The organism is Halobacillus sp. ABA4_118 (assembly GCF_056160205.1).
On the sequence record NZ_JBSWWS010000001.1, the window covers coordinates 1,107,930 to 1,126,894 of the forward strand.

18 protein-coding genes and 1 riboswitch are annotated in these 18,965 nt (G+C 48.5%); of the genes, 4 read left to right on the forward strand and 14 right to left on the reverse strand.

Going from position 1 to position 18,965, the window contains the following annotated elements; translation table 11 throughout:
• Positions 1 to 169: 169 nt before the first annotated feature.
• The 7 genes from cls to ACXAGL_RS05480 form a co-directional block, all read right to left on the reverse strand.
• Entirely contained in the window at positions 170 to 1,612 is a 1,443-nt protein-coding gene (cls, locus tag ACXAGL_RS05450; protein ID WP_474970450.1) for a cardiolipin synthase, read from the reverse strand.
• Positions 1,613 to 1,758: 146 nt separating this feature from the next.
• Positions 1,759 to 2,307: a 3H domain-containing protein gene (locus tag ACXAGL_RS05455; RefSeq protein ID WP_474969836.1), complete on the reverse strand. Its 549-nt coding sequence runs from the start codon at positions 2,305 to 2,307 to the stop codon at positions 1,759 to 1,761.
• A gap of 77 nt (positions 2,308 to 2,384) precedes the next feature.
• A complete protein-coding gene (locus ACXAGL_RS05460; RefSeq protein WP_474990255.1) occupies positions 2,385 to 3,854 on the reverse strand; it encodes a glycoside hydrolase family 32 protein in 1,470 nt (489 codons plus the stop codon).
• A 202-nt stretch (positions 3,855 to 4,056) separates the two neighbouring features.
• Positions 4,057 to 4,551 carry a PTS sugar transporter subunit IIA gene (locus tag ACXAGL_RS05465; protein ID WP_281658899.1) on the reverse strand — a complete coding sequence of 165 codons (495 nt, stop codon included), beginning with the start codon at positions 4,549 to 4,551 and terminating at the stop codon, positions 4,057 to 4,059.
• A gap of 146 nt (positions 4,552 to 4,697) precedes the next feature.
• Entirely contained in the window at positions 4,698 to 5,876 is a 1,179-nt protein-coding gene (gene megL / locus ACXAGL_RS05470) for a methionine gamma-lyase (RefSeq protein ID WP_474969839.1), read from the reverse strand.
• A 74-nt stretch (positions 5,877 to 5,950) separates the two neighbouring features.
• Positions 5,951 to 6,196, reverse strand: coding sequence for a hypothetical protein (locus ACXAGL_RS05475; RefSeq protein ID WP_474970817.1), 246 nt, complete (start codon positions 6,194 to 6,196; stop codon positions 5,951 to 5,953).
• Between the two features lie 93 nt (positions 6,197 to 6,289).
• Positions 6,290 to 6,415, reverse strand: a complete 126-nt coding sequence (locus ACXAGL_RS05480) for a hypothetical protein (protein WP_474969841.1) — start codon at positions 6,413 to 6,415, stop codon at positions 6,290 to 6,292.
• 274 nt (positions 6,416 to 6,689) lie between these two features.
• Between ACXAGL_RS05480 and ACXAGL_RS05485 the strand changes: the two genes are divergently transcribed.
• Both ACXAGL_RS05485 and rarD read left to right on the forward strand, forming a co-directional pair.
• Positions 6,690 to 8,276 (forward strand): FAD-dependent oxidoreductase, encoded by a 1,587-nt coding sequence (locus tag ACXAGL_RS05485; RefSeq protein WP_474969842.1) that lies wholly within the window; start codon positions 6,690 to 6,692, stop codon positions 8,274 to 8,276.
• Positions 8,277 to 8,576: 300 nt separating this feature from the next.
• A complete protein-coding gene (gene rarD, locus ACXAGL_RS05490; RefSeq protein WP_474969843.1) occupies positions 8,577 to 9,482 on the forward strand; it encodes an EamA family transporter RarD in 906 nt (301 codons plus the stop codon).
• A 264-nt stretch (positions 9,483 to 9,746) separates the two neighbouring features.
• On the opposite strand, the gene ACXAGL_RS05495 is transcribed toward rarD, so the two are convergent.
• The 4 genes from ACXAGL_RS05495 to ACXAGL_RS05510 form a co-directional block, all read right to left on the reverse strand.
• Positions 9,747 to 10,712 carry an NAD(P)/FAD-dependent oxidoreductase gene (locus ACXAGL_RS05495; protein ID WP_474969844.1) on the reverse strand — a complete coding sequence of 322 codons (966 nt, stop codon included), beginning with the start codon at positions 10,710 to 10,712 and terminating at the stop codon, positions 9,747 to 9,749.
• Between the two features lie 51 nt (positions 10,713 to 10,763).
• Positions 10,764 to 11,219 carry a hypothetical protein gene (locus tag ACXAGL_RS05500; RefSeq protein ID WP_474969845.1) on the reverse strand — a complete coding sequence of 152 codons (456 nt, stop codon included), beginning with the start codon at positions 11,217 to 11,219 and terminating at the stop codon, positions 10,764 to 10,766.
• A gap of 41 nt (positions 11,220 to 11,260) precedes the next feature.
• Positions 11,261 to 12,478 carry an FAD-dependent monooxygenase gene (locus ACXAGL_RS05505; protein WP_474969846.1) on the reverse strand — a complete coding sequence of 406 codons (1,218 nt, stop codon included), beginning with the start codon at positions 12,476 to 12,478 and terminating at the stop codon, positions 11,261 to 11,263.
• 120 nt (positions 12,479 to 12,598) lie between these two features.
• Positions 12,599 to 12,796, reverse strand: a complete 198-nt coding sequence (locus ACXAGL_RS05510; protein WP_027953364.1) for a DUF2188 domain-containing protein — start codon at positions 12,794 to 12,796, stop codon at positions 12,599 to 12,601.
• A gap of 143 nt (positions 12,797 to 12,939) precedes the next feature.
• Positions 12,940 to 13,048, forward strand: a riboswitch (SAM riboswitch).
• 109 nt (positions 13,049 to 13,157) lie between these two features.
• Between ACXAGL_RS05510 and ACXAGL_RS05515 the strand changes: the two genes are divergently transcribed.
• Positions 13,158 to 14,858, forward strand: coding sequence for an O-acetylhomoserine aminocarboxypropyltransferase/cysteine synthase family protein (locus ACXAGL_RS05515; RefSeq protein ID WP_474990257.1), 1,701 nt, complete (start codon positions 13,158 to 13,160; stop codon positions 14,856 to 14,858).
• A 23-nt stretch (positions 14,859 to 14,881) separates the two neighbouring features.
• Positions 14,882 to 15,937 (forward strand): homoserine O-acetyltransferase MetX, encoded by a 1,056-nt coding sequence (gene metX / locus ACXAGL_RS05520; RefSeq protein ID WP_474969848.1) that lies wholly within the window; start codon positions 14,882 to 14,884, stop codon positions 15,935 to 15,937.
• A 52-nt stretch (positions 15,938 to 15,989) separates the two neighbouring features.
• Here the strand turns inward: metX and ACXAGL_RS05525 are convergent, their stop codons facing one another.
• The 3 genes from ACXAGL_RS05525 to ACXAGL_RS05535 all read right to left on the reverse strand — a co-directional run bounded on the left by ACXAGL_RS05525 (position 15,990) and on the right by ACXAGL_RS05535 (position 18,929).
• On the reverse strand, positions 15,990 to 17,339 hold the full coding sequence (locus ACXAGL_RS05525; protein WP_474990259.1) for a polysaccharide deacetylase family protein: 1,350 nt from the start codon (positions 17,337 to 17,339) through the stop codon (positions 15,990 to 15,992).
• A 94-nt stretch (positions 17,340 to 17,433) separates the two neighbouring features.
• The gene (gene kynA / locus ACXAGL_RS05530) at positions 17,434 to 18,270 is read right to left on the reverse strand and encodes a tryptophan 2,3-dioxygenase (RefSeq protein WP_474990261.1); all 837 of its coding nucleotides are present in this window, start codon (positions 18,268 to 18,270) and stop codon (positions 17,434 to 17,436) included.
• Positions 18,271 to 18,284: 14 nt separating this feature from the next.
• Positions 18,285 to 18,929 (reverse strand): DUF4166 domain-containing protein, encoded by a 645-nt coding sequence (locus ACXAGL_RS05535; RefSeq protein ID WP_474969851.1) that lies wholly within the window; start codon positions 18,927 to 18,929, stop codon positions 18,285 to 18,287.
• Positions 18,930 to 18,965: the final 36 nt, after the last annotated feature.

Below are 18,965 nucleotides of genomic sequence, written 5' to 3' on the forward strand. Positions count from 1 at the left end.
GAAGATCCACTTGGTCAAGTAATCTTCTTGACCAAGTCAGCTGAGGCCGTGCCCGCGGCAAGCATCCATCGATAAGCGGAACGTGACCATTCATAAGACATATGGGGATCTCCAAATCCTATATTTACAGTCCAAAAACCCCTGCCTATGACAGGCAGGGGTTTTTACGTTATAAGATCGGCGACAGCAGCCGGGAGATCGCTTCTTTGAAACGGATCCACGTTGACCTTGATTGATAAAGCGGCAGAGTGAGCTCAGTCGAATCTACGATATCTTCATGAAAACGGTCAGACAGCTCTTTCGCTGCATCCGGATGATAGAGAAAGGCATTGACTTCAAAATTGAGCCGGAAGCTGCGTACATCGATATTGGCCGTTCCGACGGAAGCGATAGTATCGTCCACGACAATCGTCTTGGCATGAAGGAATCCTTTCTGGTAAATATAAACCGTTGCCCCGGCCTTCAGCATGTCGCCGATATTGGAATAAGTCGCCCAGTAAACAAAAGGGTGATCCGGCTTATTCGGAATCATAATCCGAACATCGACACCTGAAAGAACAGCTACACGGAGAGCATCAAGAAGACTGTCATCGGGAATGAAATACGGTGTCTGGATATACACATGTTTTTTTGCAGACAGAATCATCTTCAGATAACCATGTTTGATCTGTTCCCATTCAGAATCCGGTCCACTTGAAACAATCTGCATCGCGACGTCGCCCTTTGGCTCCGCTTTGTAATAACGCTCTTCATATACGATGTCTCTGCGGGAGGCATGGTTCCAATCGAGAATGAAACGCGTCTGCATATTGTTCACCGCATCCCCCTCGACACGGAGATGAGTATCGCGCCAGTAGCCGAACCGCTTATTAAAGCCAAGGTATTCATCACCAATATTAAAACCACCGGTATAACCGATCTTCCCATCGATGATTGCCAGTTTCCTATGGTTACGGTAGTTGATCTTCAAATTGACCTTCGGAATAAAGGAAGGAAAAAACGACTCCACCTGAATGCCGGCCTGCTTCATCTTCTTCAGGTAGCCCCGCTTCAAAAGACGTGATCCCATATCATCATAAAGAAGCTTTACTTCAAGACCGGCTTTCGCCTTTCGAATCAACGCATCTGCGAGCCGCTGTCCAAGGTTATCATCCCGGAGAATGTAATACAGCAGATGGATATGATTTTCCGCCTGTTCAATATCTTCAAGAAGAGCCTGGAATTTCTTCTGCCCATCCGTAAAGATCTGCACAGCATTGTTCTGGGAAAGAAGGGCATCGTTGTTTTTCAGATGCATGTATATCAGATCCTCATAAGGAATAATGTCTTTATGCTGAACTTCCAGATGTCCTTCCTTAATGGCCGTCAACTGCTCCTGGACAGCCGTAAGAAGACCGAGACGGCTCTTTTTATCCCACGTGAAGATTTCTTTCCGGTTGAGTCGCCTCCCGAAAATCAAGTACAGCAGGAATCCGGCAATAGGAATGAATAAGAGCACCATCAGCCACGCCCACGTCGCACTGGCATCTCTTCGTTCGAGGAAGATGATCGCCAAAGCGAGCAGGACGTTTAAGCCAAGAATAATACTTAATAAAATTGGAAATATATCGATCATGTAGACACCTGCCTTTTAATGAACACCATTTCTCTCAATATATCATATTCTCTACCTCACAAAGGTTGGGAATGGAATGAAATCATGTAAAAAATACCATAAAAAAAGACAGGCGCTTCACCTTATGCCTGTCTCGTACCCATCTATCCTTGATGTTCCAAAAGAATTCCTGCTTCTTTAAGAGCCTGTTCTGCTTCATCCAGCGCTTCCCTGCTCTCTGCAGCAATCGTATGCGTATGAATGCCGCCCGTAAGCTCCAATAAAAAGGGAGCATTGGTGGAACGGACTTTTTCAATGAACTTCTTTACATCGCGGCGGTTTGCGACTTGAAGTCGTGCGGTCAAATCCCCGTATACCGGGTGTTCGACGACGACGTCCCGGACGTGGACACCATGATCCACCAGGATATTCAATTCATTTTCTGTCTCGCTTCCTTCGTGCCGACAGACAATGGTCCGCTGATAAGCCAGATCTTCTTTAGCCTCTGACATATACATGTAGCCCTGACTGGTAGCCACAATCGGTTCGTTCCCCGCTTTCAACAGGGAAACGTCACCGACAATCACCTGCCTCGTTACATTCATTTCTTCAGCTAGAGCACTTCCCGTAATCGGCATCCCCCGCTGCTTCAACAGGGTGAGGATGTACTCCCGCCGTTCATTTGCTTTCATTTTTTTAGAAGATTGACTCATAGACATGACCCCTTCGTGCAAAATACGTATCCTTATCTTACCATACAGAAATAGTGTTCAGGAAGCTTGACAGAGCCTCATCCCTGCTCAAGTGTCCACCCTGACAAATTCCACTTTTCAATGGAGAAGGTGCTCTCCCCAAGTGAAGTAAACAATATATGCTCTTCTTCCGGCTGAGGGAAGATCCGCGAGGTGAACACTTCCTCGCCCCCGTTCACGAAAATTTCCAGGCTGGATGTATCCGCAAAGATACGTAAGCTTTCCAATGACCGTTCAAGACGGACTCTCCGGAATTCCGTTTTGGAATGCTCATCCAGACGCGGACGCGATAAAGTAAGAATGCCTTTTCTATAGCTGAGGGAGGCATATTGGTAGAATTCCAGCGCAAACTGATCCCCGAGCTTTTCAAATTCAAGGTTAAGCTCTATGGACCGCCCTTCTACTCCTCTCACAGCTTTCTGATCATTTTCAATTGTGATGGACGAATGCAGAAGGACCGGCCCTCTCATTTCCTGCAGTTCCTCCACCGGGGACTGAATCAACTGTCCATCCCTCCATGTCAATTCCCGCGGAAGGGTCAGGGCATGGATCCAATGGTTATCGACCGTTGGGTGAGCCTCCTCCCATTGATCAGGCACTCCCATCCATCCGACAAGGAGGCGTCTTCCATGCTCATCCTCCATCGTCTGCGGCGCATAAAATTCAAATCCTCGGTCCAGTTCCTTGAAGGCGCCATGATCGAAGGTCCCTGCCTCATAATCCAAACTGCCGGTGAAAAATCCACTCTGATAAGTGTTGGCATAATCCATCCCATCCGGGTCAAGCCCCTGTGGAGAAACAATCAATACATCCCGGCCGTTCAAATGAAAGAAATCCGGGCATTCCCACATATAACCGAACGCTTGCAGCGGCCCTTGGAAACTCCCTGCGGCAGGTCCGATAAACTCCCAGTTTTCCAGGTCCTGTGATTGATATAACAACACCTGCCCCTGCTTGGCTTCCGTCTGTGCCCCGACAACCATGTACCACTTTCCTTCATGATGCCATACTTTAGGATCCCGGAAATGACTGGTATACCCTTCGGGACGCTCCACGACGACACCTTTTTTCGTGAAGGTCACCCCGTCACTCGAAACGGCCAGGCACTGATACTCCTCTTCAGGGTCTCCATCACCATCTATATTTCCTGTATAGAAAAGATGCAGCTGATCATCCGATACAACAGCACTCCCAGAGAATGCCCCGTCCTTATCAAACCATTCGGACGGCGTAAGCGCAGGCTTTTGCTCCGTCCAGTGGATAAGATCCCTGGATGTCCGATGTCCCCAGAATTTGGCGCCGTGGCCTGTATGGAAAGGCATCCACTGATAAAACAAGTGGTAGGTGCCGTTCCACTGGATCCATCCATTCGGATCATTCATCAATCCTGCTGCAGGCATATGGTGGTACGTGAGGCGGTAAGGATCCCCTTCCACACTCTCTTTGTTTTTACGTACTTCTGCTTCTACAAGTTCTCTCAGTTCCTCGTCCCGCTCCGTCAATGTCATCCCCCTCTATGTATAAATACGTCCTATCACCTGATTCTTTCCACCTATTATATAGCGTTTTCTATCTATTTTCCATTCATATCCCAGCAGATGAATACGAGCCGACAGCCATGCTGCTCCACGCAGATTGCTTTGTTTCTTCAAATCTTCTGCATAAAAAAGAAAAAAGCCTAAAACACCAGGGTATTTTAGGCTTTTCCTATTACTTCGTCGTTAAGACAGCCACTGTAGACTGACCAGCTTCTGCATGATCACTGTACGATGGTTCAAAAGAGTCGATGATATCGTCATAGTTGGTAATGATGACAGGAGTAATGGTGCTTTTCGCTTTTTCTTTAACCAGATCCATATCAAATGTGATCAAATGGTCTCCAGCTTTCACCTGATCTCCAGCTTTCACGTGACCTTCGAAACCTTCTCCTTCCATTGATACGGTTTCAAGACCGATGTGGACAAGGACTTCAACACCGGACTTCGTTTTGATCCCTACGGCATGGTTGGTTGGGAACAGTTGAACGATTTCTCCGGATACAGGACTGACCACTTTTCCATCTGCAGGTTCAATGGCAACACCATCACCCATCATACGCTGGCTGAATACAGGGTCGTCCACTTCATCAAGAGCGACAACTTTCCCGCTGACAGGAGCAGTCAGCTGCTCTTCTTCATTTTTTTTACCGAATAATTTTTTAAACATACGGCACCGTCCTTTATGTTTTTATAAATGTTAAAGCTAGTTTCACGGTTGTTCATGAAGCTACTTTTACTTTTCCCTGCACCGGAAAGGATAAACGCCGAACAAAACAAAAAAGCCGGACAGGTGTCACGGCTTTGACGCGTTCATCAATCTTCCGAGAGGGACTGATATAAATCATACCAAATATCGTCGACGGCTTCGAGTCCGACGGATATACGGATAAGCGATTCGTGAATGCCCATGGCGTTCCGCTGCTCTTCAGGAACGACCGCATGAGTCATGGAAGCGGGATGCTGGATCAATGTTTCGGCATCTCCAAGGCTGACCGCAATCTTAATGAGGTTCAACCGGTTGATGAATTGTTCCGCTTCTTCCCGTCCTCCGTTCAATTCAAATGCGATGACTCCCCCTCCGGCCTTCATTTGATTCTGTACAATCGCGGACTGCCTGTCATCCTCAAAGCCCGGATAATGCACGTGCTTCACTCTCGGATGACGAATCAGACGAGCCGCTATTTCAGACGCATTCGCACTATGGCGATCCATGCGGAGGTGCATCGTTTTCATTCCTCTGATCAACAGCCACGCATCAAATGGAGATAAGATACCGCCGATGTCCTTCTGCTGGGAAGAAGCAAGCTTCTCCATAAACGACCGGCTCCCTACGACGACACCGGCTACGACATCCCCGTGTCCTCCTATATATTTCGTTGCACTATGAACAACAACGTCGCATCCAAGTTCGAGCGGTCTTTGAAGATAAGGCGTGCAGAACGTATTATCAACTACAACCGGGATGCGGGACAAAGAGGCTGTCCGTGACACCATCTCCAAATCTATGACTTTCATCGTTGGATTGATCGGCGTTTCCACGAAAATACAGGCCGTCCGGTCCGTTATCGTCTGCTTCAGATCCTCCTCTGTCTCCATAGAACAGAAGTCATGAGTAATCCCATACTTCTCTTCCATCATCTTGAGCAGCCCGTACGTACACCCATACAGACCATTGGAACAGACAATATGGTCACCGGCTTTTGTAAGCGCAATAAGGACGGCCGATACAGCCGCCATACCGGATGCAAAGGCAAGTCCCTTCCCGCCACCTTCCAAAGCAGCCATTCGTTCTTCAAACTGGGCGACGGTTGGGTTGCCGAGCCTGGAATAAATATAGCCCTCCTCCTCACCGGCAAACCTGCGTGCCCCTTCCTGAGCAGAAGCAAATGAAAATGTAGAAGTTTGATAGATCGGGGTGGTCAGGCTCCCTGTTTCATTATGTCCAGCCTGCTCATTGTGAATCATCTTTGTTTCCATATGTGTCTTTTTCATAACCCTTCCCCTTTCCTTTTCTGTAAGCGTTTACATTAATAGTTTATCAAAAAAGGAGGGAAAAGGCTCCCCCCTTACCTACTATATTCATCACAGAGACTCTTGTTCTTCCACATCGTCTCCGTCCTTAAGTTCATTGAAATGTTCATGAAAGAGCCGCTCCAGCCACTCAAAATCAACTTCTTTAATCCCTTCTGCAAGTGGCAGCGGTTCTCTTCTGTAACCATACGGTTATCCACGTAATGAAGCAGTTCGAAAATAAAGGCCCTTTCCGGATCGATAACGTCGTCAAGAGCAATGGTGTACCCTTTTGATTTCAACTCACGGCACACCTGGATCATCTCGAAACTGAATGACACTTCATCAAGGATCTCAACGACCAATTCTTCAGGGTCGAAGTATTCCGGTATTTTTTAAAACAACAGGTCCTCCATGAAATTAATAAAGCAGGGCTTATCATTGGACAACCGATCCAGTCCGATTGTAACGAAACTGTTCATCAGCACGTCCGATGCTGCCTTGTTCTCATCCATGGGCACAAACTTGTTCTCCTCCCTACTCCGGTATAGAAGCTCATACGTCATCCACCGTCAAAATCGGCTGCCGTGCCACACATACTTCCATCCTGTTTATCACTTCCATCTGATTCCATATACCCACTGGTTATACTACAAAAGTTTCCATACAGGGATCAGGTAGAAGCCTGCAGCCTCATTATGTCATGCGATTGTCGAAAACTTATACTTTTTCCAGATACATGATTTGGTAAGGAAAGGAAACACTGTAAGAAAAGCATCTCTCAGGAGGGTTTCTATGACACATTATGAACAGTGGACACAACCTGAACCACTATGGAGAGAAGATACATCCTTGTCTTCCTATGAACCGTTAAAAGAAGATACATCTGCGGAAGTCGCTGTCATCGGCGGTGGTATGACCGGAATAACGACGGCTTATCTGCTCGCTAAAACCGGGAGAAAAGTCATTCTTCTGGAAGCGGACCGATTGATCAACGGCACCTCCGGACATACAACAGCCAAAGTAACGGCCCAGCACGGATTAATCTATCACGAGTTGATTAAACACTTTGGTGAGGAGTCCGCCTCCCTTTATTACCAGGCACAGACAAAGGCTCTCCAAACGATGAAAGAATGGGTCGATAAGTACAATATCGCTTGCGACTGGGCGGAAGAAGACGCTTTTTTATTCGCAACCACCTCTAAAGGAGCATTGAAACTGGACAAGGAGTACGAAGCCTATCAGACGCTGGACATTCCCGGTGGTACAGGTCATACGCTCCCTTTCAGCATGGATGCTGAAAAGACACTCCGCATGAGAAACCAGGCCCGGTTCCACCCTGTGAAATATCTGAAAGCCATCGCTGAGGAATTTGTGAGACTTGGAGGAGAAATTTACGAACAGACGAAAGCGGTTGACGTTACTGAAAAAGACCGCCTTGAAATTAAAACCGGCGGCGGGTCCGTCGTGGCCTGCGAGAAAATGGTCTCCTGCAGCCATTTCCCTTTTTATGATGGAAAAGGCCTGTACTTTTCCCGCATGTATGCGGAAAGATCCTACGTGATCGCTGTCGAACCTGAGCGTGAAGTTCCTGCGGGCATGTACCTGTCCATCGACGAACCGAAACGTTCGATCCGCACGGCTGAGTACAACGGAAAGAATGTTCTGATCATCGGTGGAGAAAGTCATAAGACCGGTCAGGGGATCGATACAAGCTTCCACTACCGGGCGCTGGAGGAGTTTGCTGCCGTGACGTTCGGCATCAGGAAGAAGCTCTTCCAATGGTCTGCCCAGGATTTGACGACGCTCGATAAGGTTCCTTATATCGGACCGATCACCCGGAAAAACGACCGGATTTTTATTGCGACCGGTTTTCGAAAATGGGGCATGACCAATGGAACACTCGCTGCCCAGCTGATTACCGATTATGTATGCGGGGAAACCTCCTTGTTCCACGAGCTTTTCAAACCATCCCGTTTCAAGTCAGATCCAAGTATGAAGCAGTTCATTTCCCAGAACTTCGATGTAGCCGCCCACCTGGTGGAAGGAAAAGTCGAACTGGTGGAAGATAAACCGAACCGTTTAAAGAAAGGGGAAGGAATGGTTGTCCAGTGGAAAGGACAGAGGGCAGGTGCATTCAGGGATGAGGAGGGACAGCTTCACGTCCTGGATACCACCTGTACCCACCTTGGATGTGAAGTCGAATGGAACAGTGCGGAACATTCCTGGGACTGCCCGTGTCATGGGTCCCGCTTTTCCTATGATGGTTCTGTCATGGAAGGACCAGCCGATCAGCCGCTTCTGAGAATAGCAATCGACAACCATGCGGAACTCCCGTTTCAAAACCTTGGTGATGCAGACCGGCCGCAGGACACGCCGTAATCAATGACAAACGTTTTACCGCTTGTAGAGAAACCATGTGTTTATCTACAAGCTTTTCTCATGCTTCCAGATCACCGCCATTGGTCAGCCGCCCGTATCTTCCGGAGAGGCCATTGGCCGGCCTGTACTTTTTGATCATCTCAGAACCGTTCCTCTTCATAGGTGGCCCTGAAGCGCACCCTTTTCGATTTCAAGGGAAAAGGAGGCACTTCAGGCCTTTTCTTTCCATTCTGTTCTGCAAATGGTGCTATAATGATTCGGACGTACATCGAACAGTTTTTTATGGAAAGGAGGACAGAGATGGAAAATGATCAAAAACTAGGAATCATCTATACATCCGGAGCTTATATTCTATGGGGCATTCTTCCGATTTACTGGAAATGGATTCAGGAAATTTCCGCCTTTGAGATTCTTGCCCACCGCATCGTCTGGTCGTTTGTTTTTATGACGCTGATCATTTTGGTTCTTCAAAAACAGCAGGCGTTTTTCAAAGAATGCCGACGGATTTTAAAGAATAAGCGGCAGATGATCGGAATGACACTGGCATCTGTGACCATCAGTATCAACTGGGTGACCTACATACTTGCTGTCAATACCAACCACGTGGTTGAAGCCAGCCTCGGCTATTACATTAATCCGCTGGTCAGCATTCTGCTCGGCATGATTTTCCTTCAGGAACGCTTCTCGAAAGCCCAGTGGCTCGCTTTCGCTCTCGCTGGAACAGGCGTCCTTTATATGACACTAAAGTTCGGCTCCGTCCCCTGGCTTGCCCTGCTCTTGGCCTTCAGCTTCGGAACATACGGCCTGCTTAAAAAACTGGTGCCGTTGAACGCCATGTTTGGGTTGACCATTGAAACGTTCATCGTTACACCAGCTGCGCTTTTCTTCCTGCTCCAGCAGCTAAGCGGGCAGGGGGCATCCGTAGAATGGGGATTGCTCACAGCACTCCTTGTCTTCGGCGCCGGAGTCGTGACCGCTGTACCGTTACTTTTATTCTCAGCGGGGGCCAAACGGATTCCGCTTTCCATGGTGGGTTTTTTACAGTATTTCGCGCCAACGATTATGCTGTTCATCGGTGTATTCCTCTACGACGAACCATTCACATCGGTGCATGGCGTCGCCTTTACATTCATCTGGGCAGGACTTGCCGTCTATACGATGGCCCGCATGAAGCGCATGAAGAAATACGAACCGAAAGTCACATAAAAAGGTGTTCTCTTAGAGAGAACACCTTTCACCTTGTAGAGGAGCTTCTGTTTCTTTACAAGCTTTTTTCTTTCCTGCCGCCCGGAGCGGAAGCCCCTTCCCTTTCCGCGGACGAGCCCGCGAGCCGAAGACCCACTTGGTCCAATGGTTTTCTTGACCAAGTCAGCGGAGGCCGTGCCCGCGGCAGGCATCCACCGATAAGCGGAACGTGCCCCCCCTCAACATGACATGCGGACAACTCTAACTGGATAGGACGAACTTTTTCTACCAGCGCAGATGGGCAGCAGCATCTTTCCCTGACAAATAGGCACTTTCAAAACGGGTCCGGCCGGCTGTATCATTCGGGCGGAGGAACGCGTCTCCTCCGAGGATGAGTCTGCCGTCTCCATTCACATCAAGACAGGACTCCTTCACAACTTTCTTCGCCTGGGCATACCTCCACCGCTTCAACTGCTCCGACTCCAGGTCGTCCCATGGAAGATAGTTCTCCGCCTTTTCTTTCACCAGAGACATGACATAATCTTCACCGTAGTATTTTCTGGACCAGTCTGCTGTCATGTAGACACTGACGATCACATCTTCGGAAATTCCTTTTTTACTATGATCGACAATCCGTTCCACACCTTCAGGAAGGTCTTGATCCAAATGGCCGTGCTCAGGAAGTTCTGTAGGCTTGTTGAATTCAAACAATCCCACATACGTTGGCTCAAACAGGATCCCTTTCAATTGTTTTCTCACAGGTTCAGGCATGCTCATGGTACTGTTTCTGAAGAGCTCCAGAACCTGGGGCACAGGCATCGTCAAATACAGACTGTCCGTCTGCCATTCAGAACCGTCTGCACTGTAGACCCTGTATCCCCCGTCATTTTCTAATAATTTCTCGATCTTTGTTTCCAATAAAGTGGGGATACCCTCAGCAAGCTGCTTGGCAAAAGCATTCATTCCGTCTACAGCCGTGTACCGCGGGTGGTCGTCACCGAACCATTCCTTTACCCATCCGGCCTCCACCCAGTGCTGGACTTCTTCTTCAAGTTCTTCTGTACGGACCGTGAAAAACTGGGCCCCGTGGTCCGCTCTGCCGCCCGCAATCCGGCGGGTGGCGAGGCGTCCCCCGACACTTTTCCCTTTATCGACAAGCATGATATTTGTACGTCCCTGCTTCATCAAACGGCGCGCGGCTGTTATTCCTGCAAGGCCTGCACCGATAATCGTCACTTCATAATGTTCCATCCTTGACCCTCCCCTTCTCTTGGGCTTCCTTTGCAGAAAACCCCATTCATCCTATATTTTTTCGACTTCAAGAACTTCATCAAGAATCGGATAAACCGCCTCGACTCCTTCTTCTGCCACCAAACAGGCGACACCGAGAGGCGTTTCCCAGAAAGTCTCAGGAATGGCCGGATTCTTCAAGCCGGCCGGCTGATACAACGAACGGTAAATCCGGTTCAAGTGATCCCTCGTTTCTTCTGCTTCCCTCGGTTTTTCTCCACGGGCGACCAAAAAGACCCAGCGCATCGACTGAAAAAGATTATCGCCCGGCATAAACGTGTATTCTTTAAAAAACTTCAATTGTTTTTCAGCTTTTTCTGTCAGACCTGTTTCCACAGCAAGATCGTCAAGATGGCCATGCAGATGGCGGTACACCATTTGGAAGATTCTTCTTTTTTCGTCCTGCATCACTTTATCTGTATAAATTTCCTGCAGCTTTTCGAAAGCTGATGTTTTCGACCATTCCATCTTCTCATCACCTCTCTTAACCATTTCGCCTTCAAAGGAAGTTAATCCTTCCTGAAACCGAAGGAGGAAGCTTCCCCTTCCACCGATTGATAAAAAAGAGGGAAATCCTTGGTGTCTTCTTTCAAATGCCGTCCCATATGAGGCATCAGCTTATTCCACGCCATAGGGTTGGCGGCGATGGTTTGAAACAATGCCATTTCGTTGTCTGTCCACTTCCGGAGCGATTGAATATAATCCAATGTCAGCTGAAATCCCGGCAGCAGCTGTTCATCCCTTCGACTCTGAAAACGATCCAGGGCTGTTTTCCAATCCACCCCTTCATCCATCTGCTGAAAAGCATCGGCCAGCAGAAAGGACTGTAGAAACGCATCATTGATTCCAAGCCCCGTACTTGGATCTTTACTGTGACCAGCATCTCCAAGGAGGACCCAGCCCTCTCCATAAGCATTCCTGAAAAAGTTCGGCATTCCGGGGGTTCCGATAATCTTTCCCTGCAGAACTGCCCCTTCCATCCTTTTCTTCATTCCGTAAAATTGATTAAACGTTTGTTCAAATGTATCCTGCGGCGCTTTCATCATGTCCGTAAATTCCCCAGGGTGGATTTCAATACCGAGACAATCCCGGTTTTCCTCCATTGGAAATACAAAGCCGATTCGTCCTTCATGCAGGAAAATCTCCGTTACAGGTTCGCTTAACGGCTCCACGCCTGTGTAATAACCGTATAAGACCGGACGGAGAGGCTTCGTTTCCCGATACTTCTCTGCTTCCGTCCAGGCAGCGATGTTCGAGTTCTTTCCATCCGCTCCGGCCACCCACGCTGCACAGGCCTCCCACGCTTCCCCTTCTGTTTCAAGGTGAAGCCCGGCAACGCGCCCGTCCTCTCTGATCAAACCTCTTGCTGACGTACGCGGCATAAAAGTGACGGAACTCAACGCCTCGGCCTGCTCGATCAGAAGAGGGTCCAGGACATCTCGTTTAGGTATAATCGTATAATCCGCTCTCGGTCCTTCTATAAAACTTTGGCCGATATACGTCCGCATCCGGCTCACTTTTCTCAAACCGGTCTTCTCCAGTTTATGAAGGATGCCCAGTTCCTCAAGGAAGCGGGTATGGGACATAAAGTGAGTAGACAGTGTGTCACTCGGAAACGCGGCTTTATCGATCAACAGGACACGCTTCCCCATTTTCCCGAGCAGGACAGCCAGACTTGCCCCAGCTGCCCGGGCTCCTGTAATGATCACGTCATATGTATGATTCATTCCGGTCCTTCCTTTCTTTCTCAACCTGTGTCCCATCATAATCGGTTTCACGCAAAAAAACTACAGCCACAGGAAAACAAGCATAGGAAGCCATAAAAAAATCCCCTGGACGGGGATTTTTTAAAAGGTACGCTCTTCTTCAACTTCGTGATTCTGGTCAAGGATGTACAAGCGGCTCGGTTTGTTCTGTTTCGCGATTTCTTCCGCTTTTTCTACAGCTGTATCACGCTCATCAAATAAATCTGTCGGAGCTACGTCCTCAATTTTTACGAACCATCCGGTTACATCTTTATTTGGTACTACACTATATTCCTTCATGAAAACATCTCCTTCAACATAGACTTAATTATCCATTCCCGCCCTATTATAGATTTAAACACCCTTGTTTCAAGCTGGGAATTGACAAGAGAGCTGGACCCCTTTATAATTTCAAACAAGTCAGATAAATTAAATATTGAAAACTCTTATCGTGAGCGGCAGAGGGACTAGGCCCTGAGACGCCCGGCAACCTTCAAGGAAAACTTGAAAAGGTGCTACATCCTACAGATCAGATGATCTGAAAGATAAGGGGAGGTAAGCATACATAAAAGCCCTCTTCTTACTTACAGAAGAGGGTTTTTCTTTTTCCCTCTACACCGAGGATCAGGATGTCCTGGAAATCATAAGGAGGAATGAAACAATGACCAATTCAAATCATGTATACGGTGATGAAACACAGCTGCTTCACGGTGGACAGGAAGCTGATCCAGCAACAGGATCGCGTGCTGTTCCCATCTATCAGACAACGTCATATGTATTTAATGATACCGATCATGCCCAGAACCTATTCGCCCTGGCCGAACCAGGGAACATCTATTCCAGAATCACAAACCCGACGGTCGATGTATTTGAGCAGCGTGTTGCCCTTCTGGAAGACGGTGCCGCTGCTGTCGCTACAGCTTCCGGGATGGCGGCAATTACGATGGCCGTCCTGAACGTTGCCGGAGCCGGAGATACCATCCTCACTTCCTCCAACTTGTACGGAGGTACGTATAACTTATTCGTCCACACCCTTCCCCGCTATGGTGTGAACGTTGTTTTCGTAGATGGGAACGATCCTAATGCCTTTGAGGAAGCTGTTACACCTGAAACGAAAGCGATTTTTGCTGAAACCATCGGGAACCCAAGCCTGAATGTGCTGGACTTTGAAGCGGTAGCGGATATTGCCCACGCCCATCACATTCCCTTGATTGTCGACAACACCTTCGCCACCCCTTATGTATGCAAACCGATCGCCTGGGGAGCCGATATCGTTGTCCACTCCGCAACGAAGTGGATCGGGGGCCATGGTACAGCTATCGGCGGTATTGTCGTAGACAGCGGGCGTTTTGACTGGAATCACGAAAAATTCCCGGGTTTTACTGAGCCTGATGAAAGCTACAACGGCATCCGCTTCGGTATTGATGCTGGACCTGCCGGCTATGCGGTTAAGCTCCGTGTTCAGATTTTGAGAGATATCGGCGCCTGCCTGAGCCCCCAGAACGCCTTCCTGCTCCTGCAGGGACTTGAAACGCTTCACCTGAGAATCGAAAAGCATGCAGAGCAGGCATATGAAATTGCTGCCTACCTGCAGAACCATGAAGGGGTGGATTGGGTGAATTACCCTGGACTGCCGGATCACCCTACTCATGACCTTGCCCGAAAGTATTTGAAAGGCGGAGCCGGATCCATGGTTGTCTTCGGAATCAAAGGGGGACGCGAAGCCGGTCGTAAATTGATCGATCACTCCACACTCTGGTCCCACGTAGCTAATGTGGGTGATGCGAAATCATTGATCATCCATCCGGCATCCACCACCCATCAGCAGTTGAATGAGGAGAACTTGAAAAAGTCCGGTGTTTCCGAAGAACTTGTCCGCTTGTCGGTTGGTCTGGAATCTGTGACTGATCTTATACAGGACTTGGATCAAGCCATAGAAAAGGCCAATGGATACAGCCGCCCTTATAAGAAACAGCCTCATCCAGCGGAGACCGTTCTCCGTTCCTCTCTCGACCGGTCCAATGGGAACATCCGCCGGAAAACGATCGGCGTCATTCCTGATCAGCCGGGAGGCCTGCAGGAGGAAGCCTCCAAGTTGGAGCGGTTCGGTTTTGATGTGACTACTTTTTCAAAGGTGGAAGACATTCTGGAACAGAACGATCCAGCTTTCGATATTCTTTACTTTGAAACCCTTGGAGAAAACCAAACGGATCTGGCCCGGTCGGCGAATCCATCGGTCCTCTGGTCCAAAACTGCTTCTTCCCTGAAAAATGAACAAATCCTATCCGGTGCGAGCCTTTACGACACGATCGTTTCGATCCGCTCAGGACACCACTTATCTCAAACACTCGTCACTGTATAATGGCCAGAAAGGAGAATGAAAGCATGTCTTTAAAAAACCCCGCCAGCCAGACAGCAGCTTTGGAAACGATTGAACTGGGACCCTTCCATTTCGAATCCGGCGGACGGCTGGAATCCGTCGAACTGGCTTACGAACGCACCGGCCCGTCTCATGCTCCCGTCATTGTCGTCTGCCACGCTTTAACCGGGAACCAGGCAGCTGTGGGTACTGAAGAGCAGCCCGGCTGGTGGGCAGGATTAATCGGGGAGGGGGAGCCAATCGACACCTCCCTGTTCCAAGTGATTACTTTCAATGTTCTGGGAGGTTGTCACGGGTCTACAGGTCCCGCCAGTATGAATCCGGATACAGGCAGACCATTCCGTCAGCATTTCCCTAAAGTGACCATCCGGGATATGGTGCGTGCCCAGTATGAGGCTTTAAAAAAGATGGGCATTCATCAGGTCAAAGCTGTTGCGGGAGGATCGCTTGGAGGTATGCAGGCGTATGAGTGGGGGCTCCTCTACCCTGACTTTATGGAGAAGCTGCTGATTATGGCTGCCACCCCCTACTTGAGTGATTACGGCATCGCCTTCAATCATATCGGGGCGAAAGCCATTAAAAACGATCCTTTTTTCCAAGACGGGAACTACACGACGAATGAGTCCCTGCAGGGGTTTGAAATTGCGCGGATGACCGGCATGGTGACTTACAGAAGCCCTGCTCTTTTTGAAAAAAGGTTTGACCGGTCCAATGGAGGAGACACTTATGAAATTCAGTCCTACCTGGATTATCAGGGAGATAAAATCAAAGAACGGTTTGACGCGAACAGCTACCTGTACCTGCTTGATGCAATGAATAACCATGACATCGGGAGGAACCGGGGAGGGTGGAAAGCGGCCGCCGCTCAGTATAAAGCAGACTTGATCACGTTCAGTTTTGAACACGACCTGCTGTATCCTGAAGAGCTGATTTCCGCTTTTTCATCGGCGGCACCGAAGGCCGTCCACAGGCATATCCCTACGGATTATGGTCACGACGGCTTTCTCGTTGAATTCGAACAATGGGGCCGTTTCATCAAAGATGAGCTGAATGAGGACTAGAAAACATACAAAAACGGGTAGACGAACACGATGTTCATCTACCCGTCTTTTTTTATGATGGAAGATCACTGACTTTCACAAATTGAAACCCTTGGGAAGTTAACTGTTCCAACACAAGCTCTACGACTTCAGGGGTCCGGCTCTCTAATTCATGGAGAAGAATCACTGAACCATCCTCTGCCTGTGAAAATATCTCTTCCGCTATTTCCTCCGGCTCCTGTTCGCTCCACTCTTCGGAATAGAGCGTCCATGGAACCGTATTCCAATCGCCTTTATAAGCCTTTGGAGGATTCTCGCCAAACGGCAGTCTCAATCCAGCCGTTTCTACTCCCGCGGCCTGCTTGATCACGTCCTGGGCAGCGAGGATCTGCTCATCCACCTCTTCCGGATTTAACCGGGCGAGGCGGGGATGATCCCACGTATGATTTCCGATTTCATGACCCTGCTCAGCCACCATCCGGGCCGTTTCCGGGTAATAGGACACCCGTTTTCCGATCATGAAAAACGAGCCTTTGGCGTCATACTTCTCCAGAAGGTTGAGAATATCCACTGTCCATGTTGGATGAGGACCGTCATCAAAAGTGAGAGCAGCTCTCTTTTCTCCGGTTTCCACCCCAAGGTCATCCGTTGAAACAGCCTCCACGGGGCTTTGCTCCTGCTCTGAAGAAGATGTTTCCGATGCGTCGGAAGCGGATTCCAAAGCTTCTACAAATTCTTTCCGAATGAGATCCTGCCCTTCTTCAAGTTCGACCAGTACATATCCCAATGTGCCGTCCTCCGCCTGAAGATAGACCCTCACCCCTTCTTTGGTAAGGGCCACATCTTCAAATGTTCCCTTATTCACGTGAAGAGGTAGATGGTAATGGGTGGCGACTTCTTCTTCCTTCATTGCTTCTTCTGTCAATGCAGCCAGTTCATCAAGTACTTCCGGATCATTCTTGAGCAGCTTGTCCAGCTCAAGCCTGCGTCCGTCCTTCTTATCAAAATTCATGACGGTCTGGTTTTGGATAACCTCGTTTCCGCCTACATCCATCGTTTCTATGAAGCGGACTACGAAGAAACGGTGATCCTGATAGAGCATCTCAAAGTCCACGTGAAGCTCATGGGATTCAGAAGCCTCCACGGATTGTTTATTCTGATAGCTGGCCTGTTTAAAGTCGGCCTTCTGTTGATTGACGTAATCGAAAATCGTCTGATTCAATTGATGGTTGGTTGTCTGCGGATAGTGGATGGTTATGTGGTATTCATTATGCTCCACGAGTTCCGTCTTCATATCGATATCGTACATTGGTTCTGTTTCATCAGATGGTTTAGAATCATTTTCATTAGCTTTTGCGATAAATGAGCATCCTGATACAACTAAAACGACCAGCAGTGATATATATAAAATAGGTTGTCTCATAATTCTTCCCTCTTTATCTATTAGTCACACAACCTATTGTAACACAAATGTAACAATCATTTAATTAATCAGATATATTCAGCCTATTCTGACATTAAAAGTGGGTGCGGACGTCCCAGAGCTCAGGGAAAAAGCGGTGATCCAGAACTTTCTTCAAGTAGCCGACCCCCGAGGATCCTCCTGTCCCTTTTTTATGGCCGATGATCCGTTCCACTGTCTTCATATGACGAAAACGCCACTGCTGGAGGCTGTCCTCCAAGTCGACAAGCTTCTCAGCCAGCTGATACAGATGCCAATACTGATCTACATCTTTGTAGACCATTGCCCAGGCGGCTTCAACCGAAGGGTTCTGCTCATACACATCGGTATAATTCCTGTTCAGCACCTGTGGATCGAGATCAAAACCTGCTTTGGACAGCTGCTCAAGTGTCACATCATACAAGCTGGGCTTTTTATAGGCCTTTTCCAGTCGATTGTGAAGATCTTTATCTTTCCGGTAAATCTTCAATACAGCATTCGTTTTATACCCAAGAGCAAACTCAATCATCCGGTACTGGTAGGATTGAAACCCCGAAGCCTGGCCGAGGTGATCCCGGAATTCCATGTATTCTGACGGGGTCATCGTCGCCAGTACGTCCCATGCTTGGATGATCTGCTTCTGAATACTGGAGACTCTGGCAAGCATTTTAAAAGCCGGCTGCATGTCGTCATGTTGAATCGACCGGATGGCTGCCTGGAGTTCGTGAAGCATCAGCTTCATCCATATTTCACTCACCTGATGGATCATAATAAAGAGCATTTCATCATGATGGGAAGAAAGCGGCTTCTGCGCATCAAGCAGCTGGTCTAAACGTAAATATTCTCCATAAGTCATCCGATCGGAAAAATCCGTATGCACGCCTTCACTGCCTTTCGGCGGTTGCTGGGTCATGAGTGGGACCTCCTTTAGTCAAGTACTCCACGCTGTGGGATATTGCGGAACGTCATCGGGAGGAATTCTGTGTGAACAAGCCCTTCATACATTAAGAGCGTTCCGAGGACAGGGTCTTCTGTATGGACGTGCACCCGTGTCGCCCCTTCTTTTTCTTCATAATGTTCATATACGGACGTCACAGGCCCGGTCATGCCCAGCACTCCTCCCACATGATTCGTTCTTGACTCCATATACAATCCGCCTTCTGAAGTAACGTGAAGATCAAATTCTGCCTCTACCAGGCCCGAACGGCCAAGATGATCGACAAGACACTGTTTTTCTTCATCATACCTCGCAGCAGAATCAAAACCGCGGATGGCATATGGGAAAAAGAAGCGGCGGATCCAACTGATCGTTTCTCTGCCCTCTTCATCTTCATAGACGTAATTTTCGAGGGTAAACGGCACATCTTTTCCACGCTCTCTGAAGAGAAGGTGATCCTTCACCCCCGCACTCATCAGCGGCCTAACGAACGCCGGAGTTCCTCGGATTTCCGTCATTCTGCCCTGTCCAAGGACCATAAGATTCTGCTTACTCGTTAATCCGTATTTTTTCTGCAGCTCAGGATGAAGGTTATGGAACTGCTCCCCGAGTGCTTTGTGGTAGATGGATTTCATTTGTATGCGGCCTCCTTTAAACTATCCGTTTTCCTG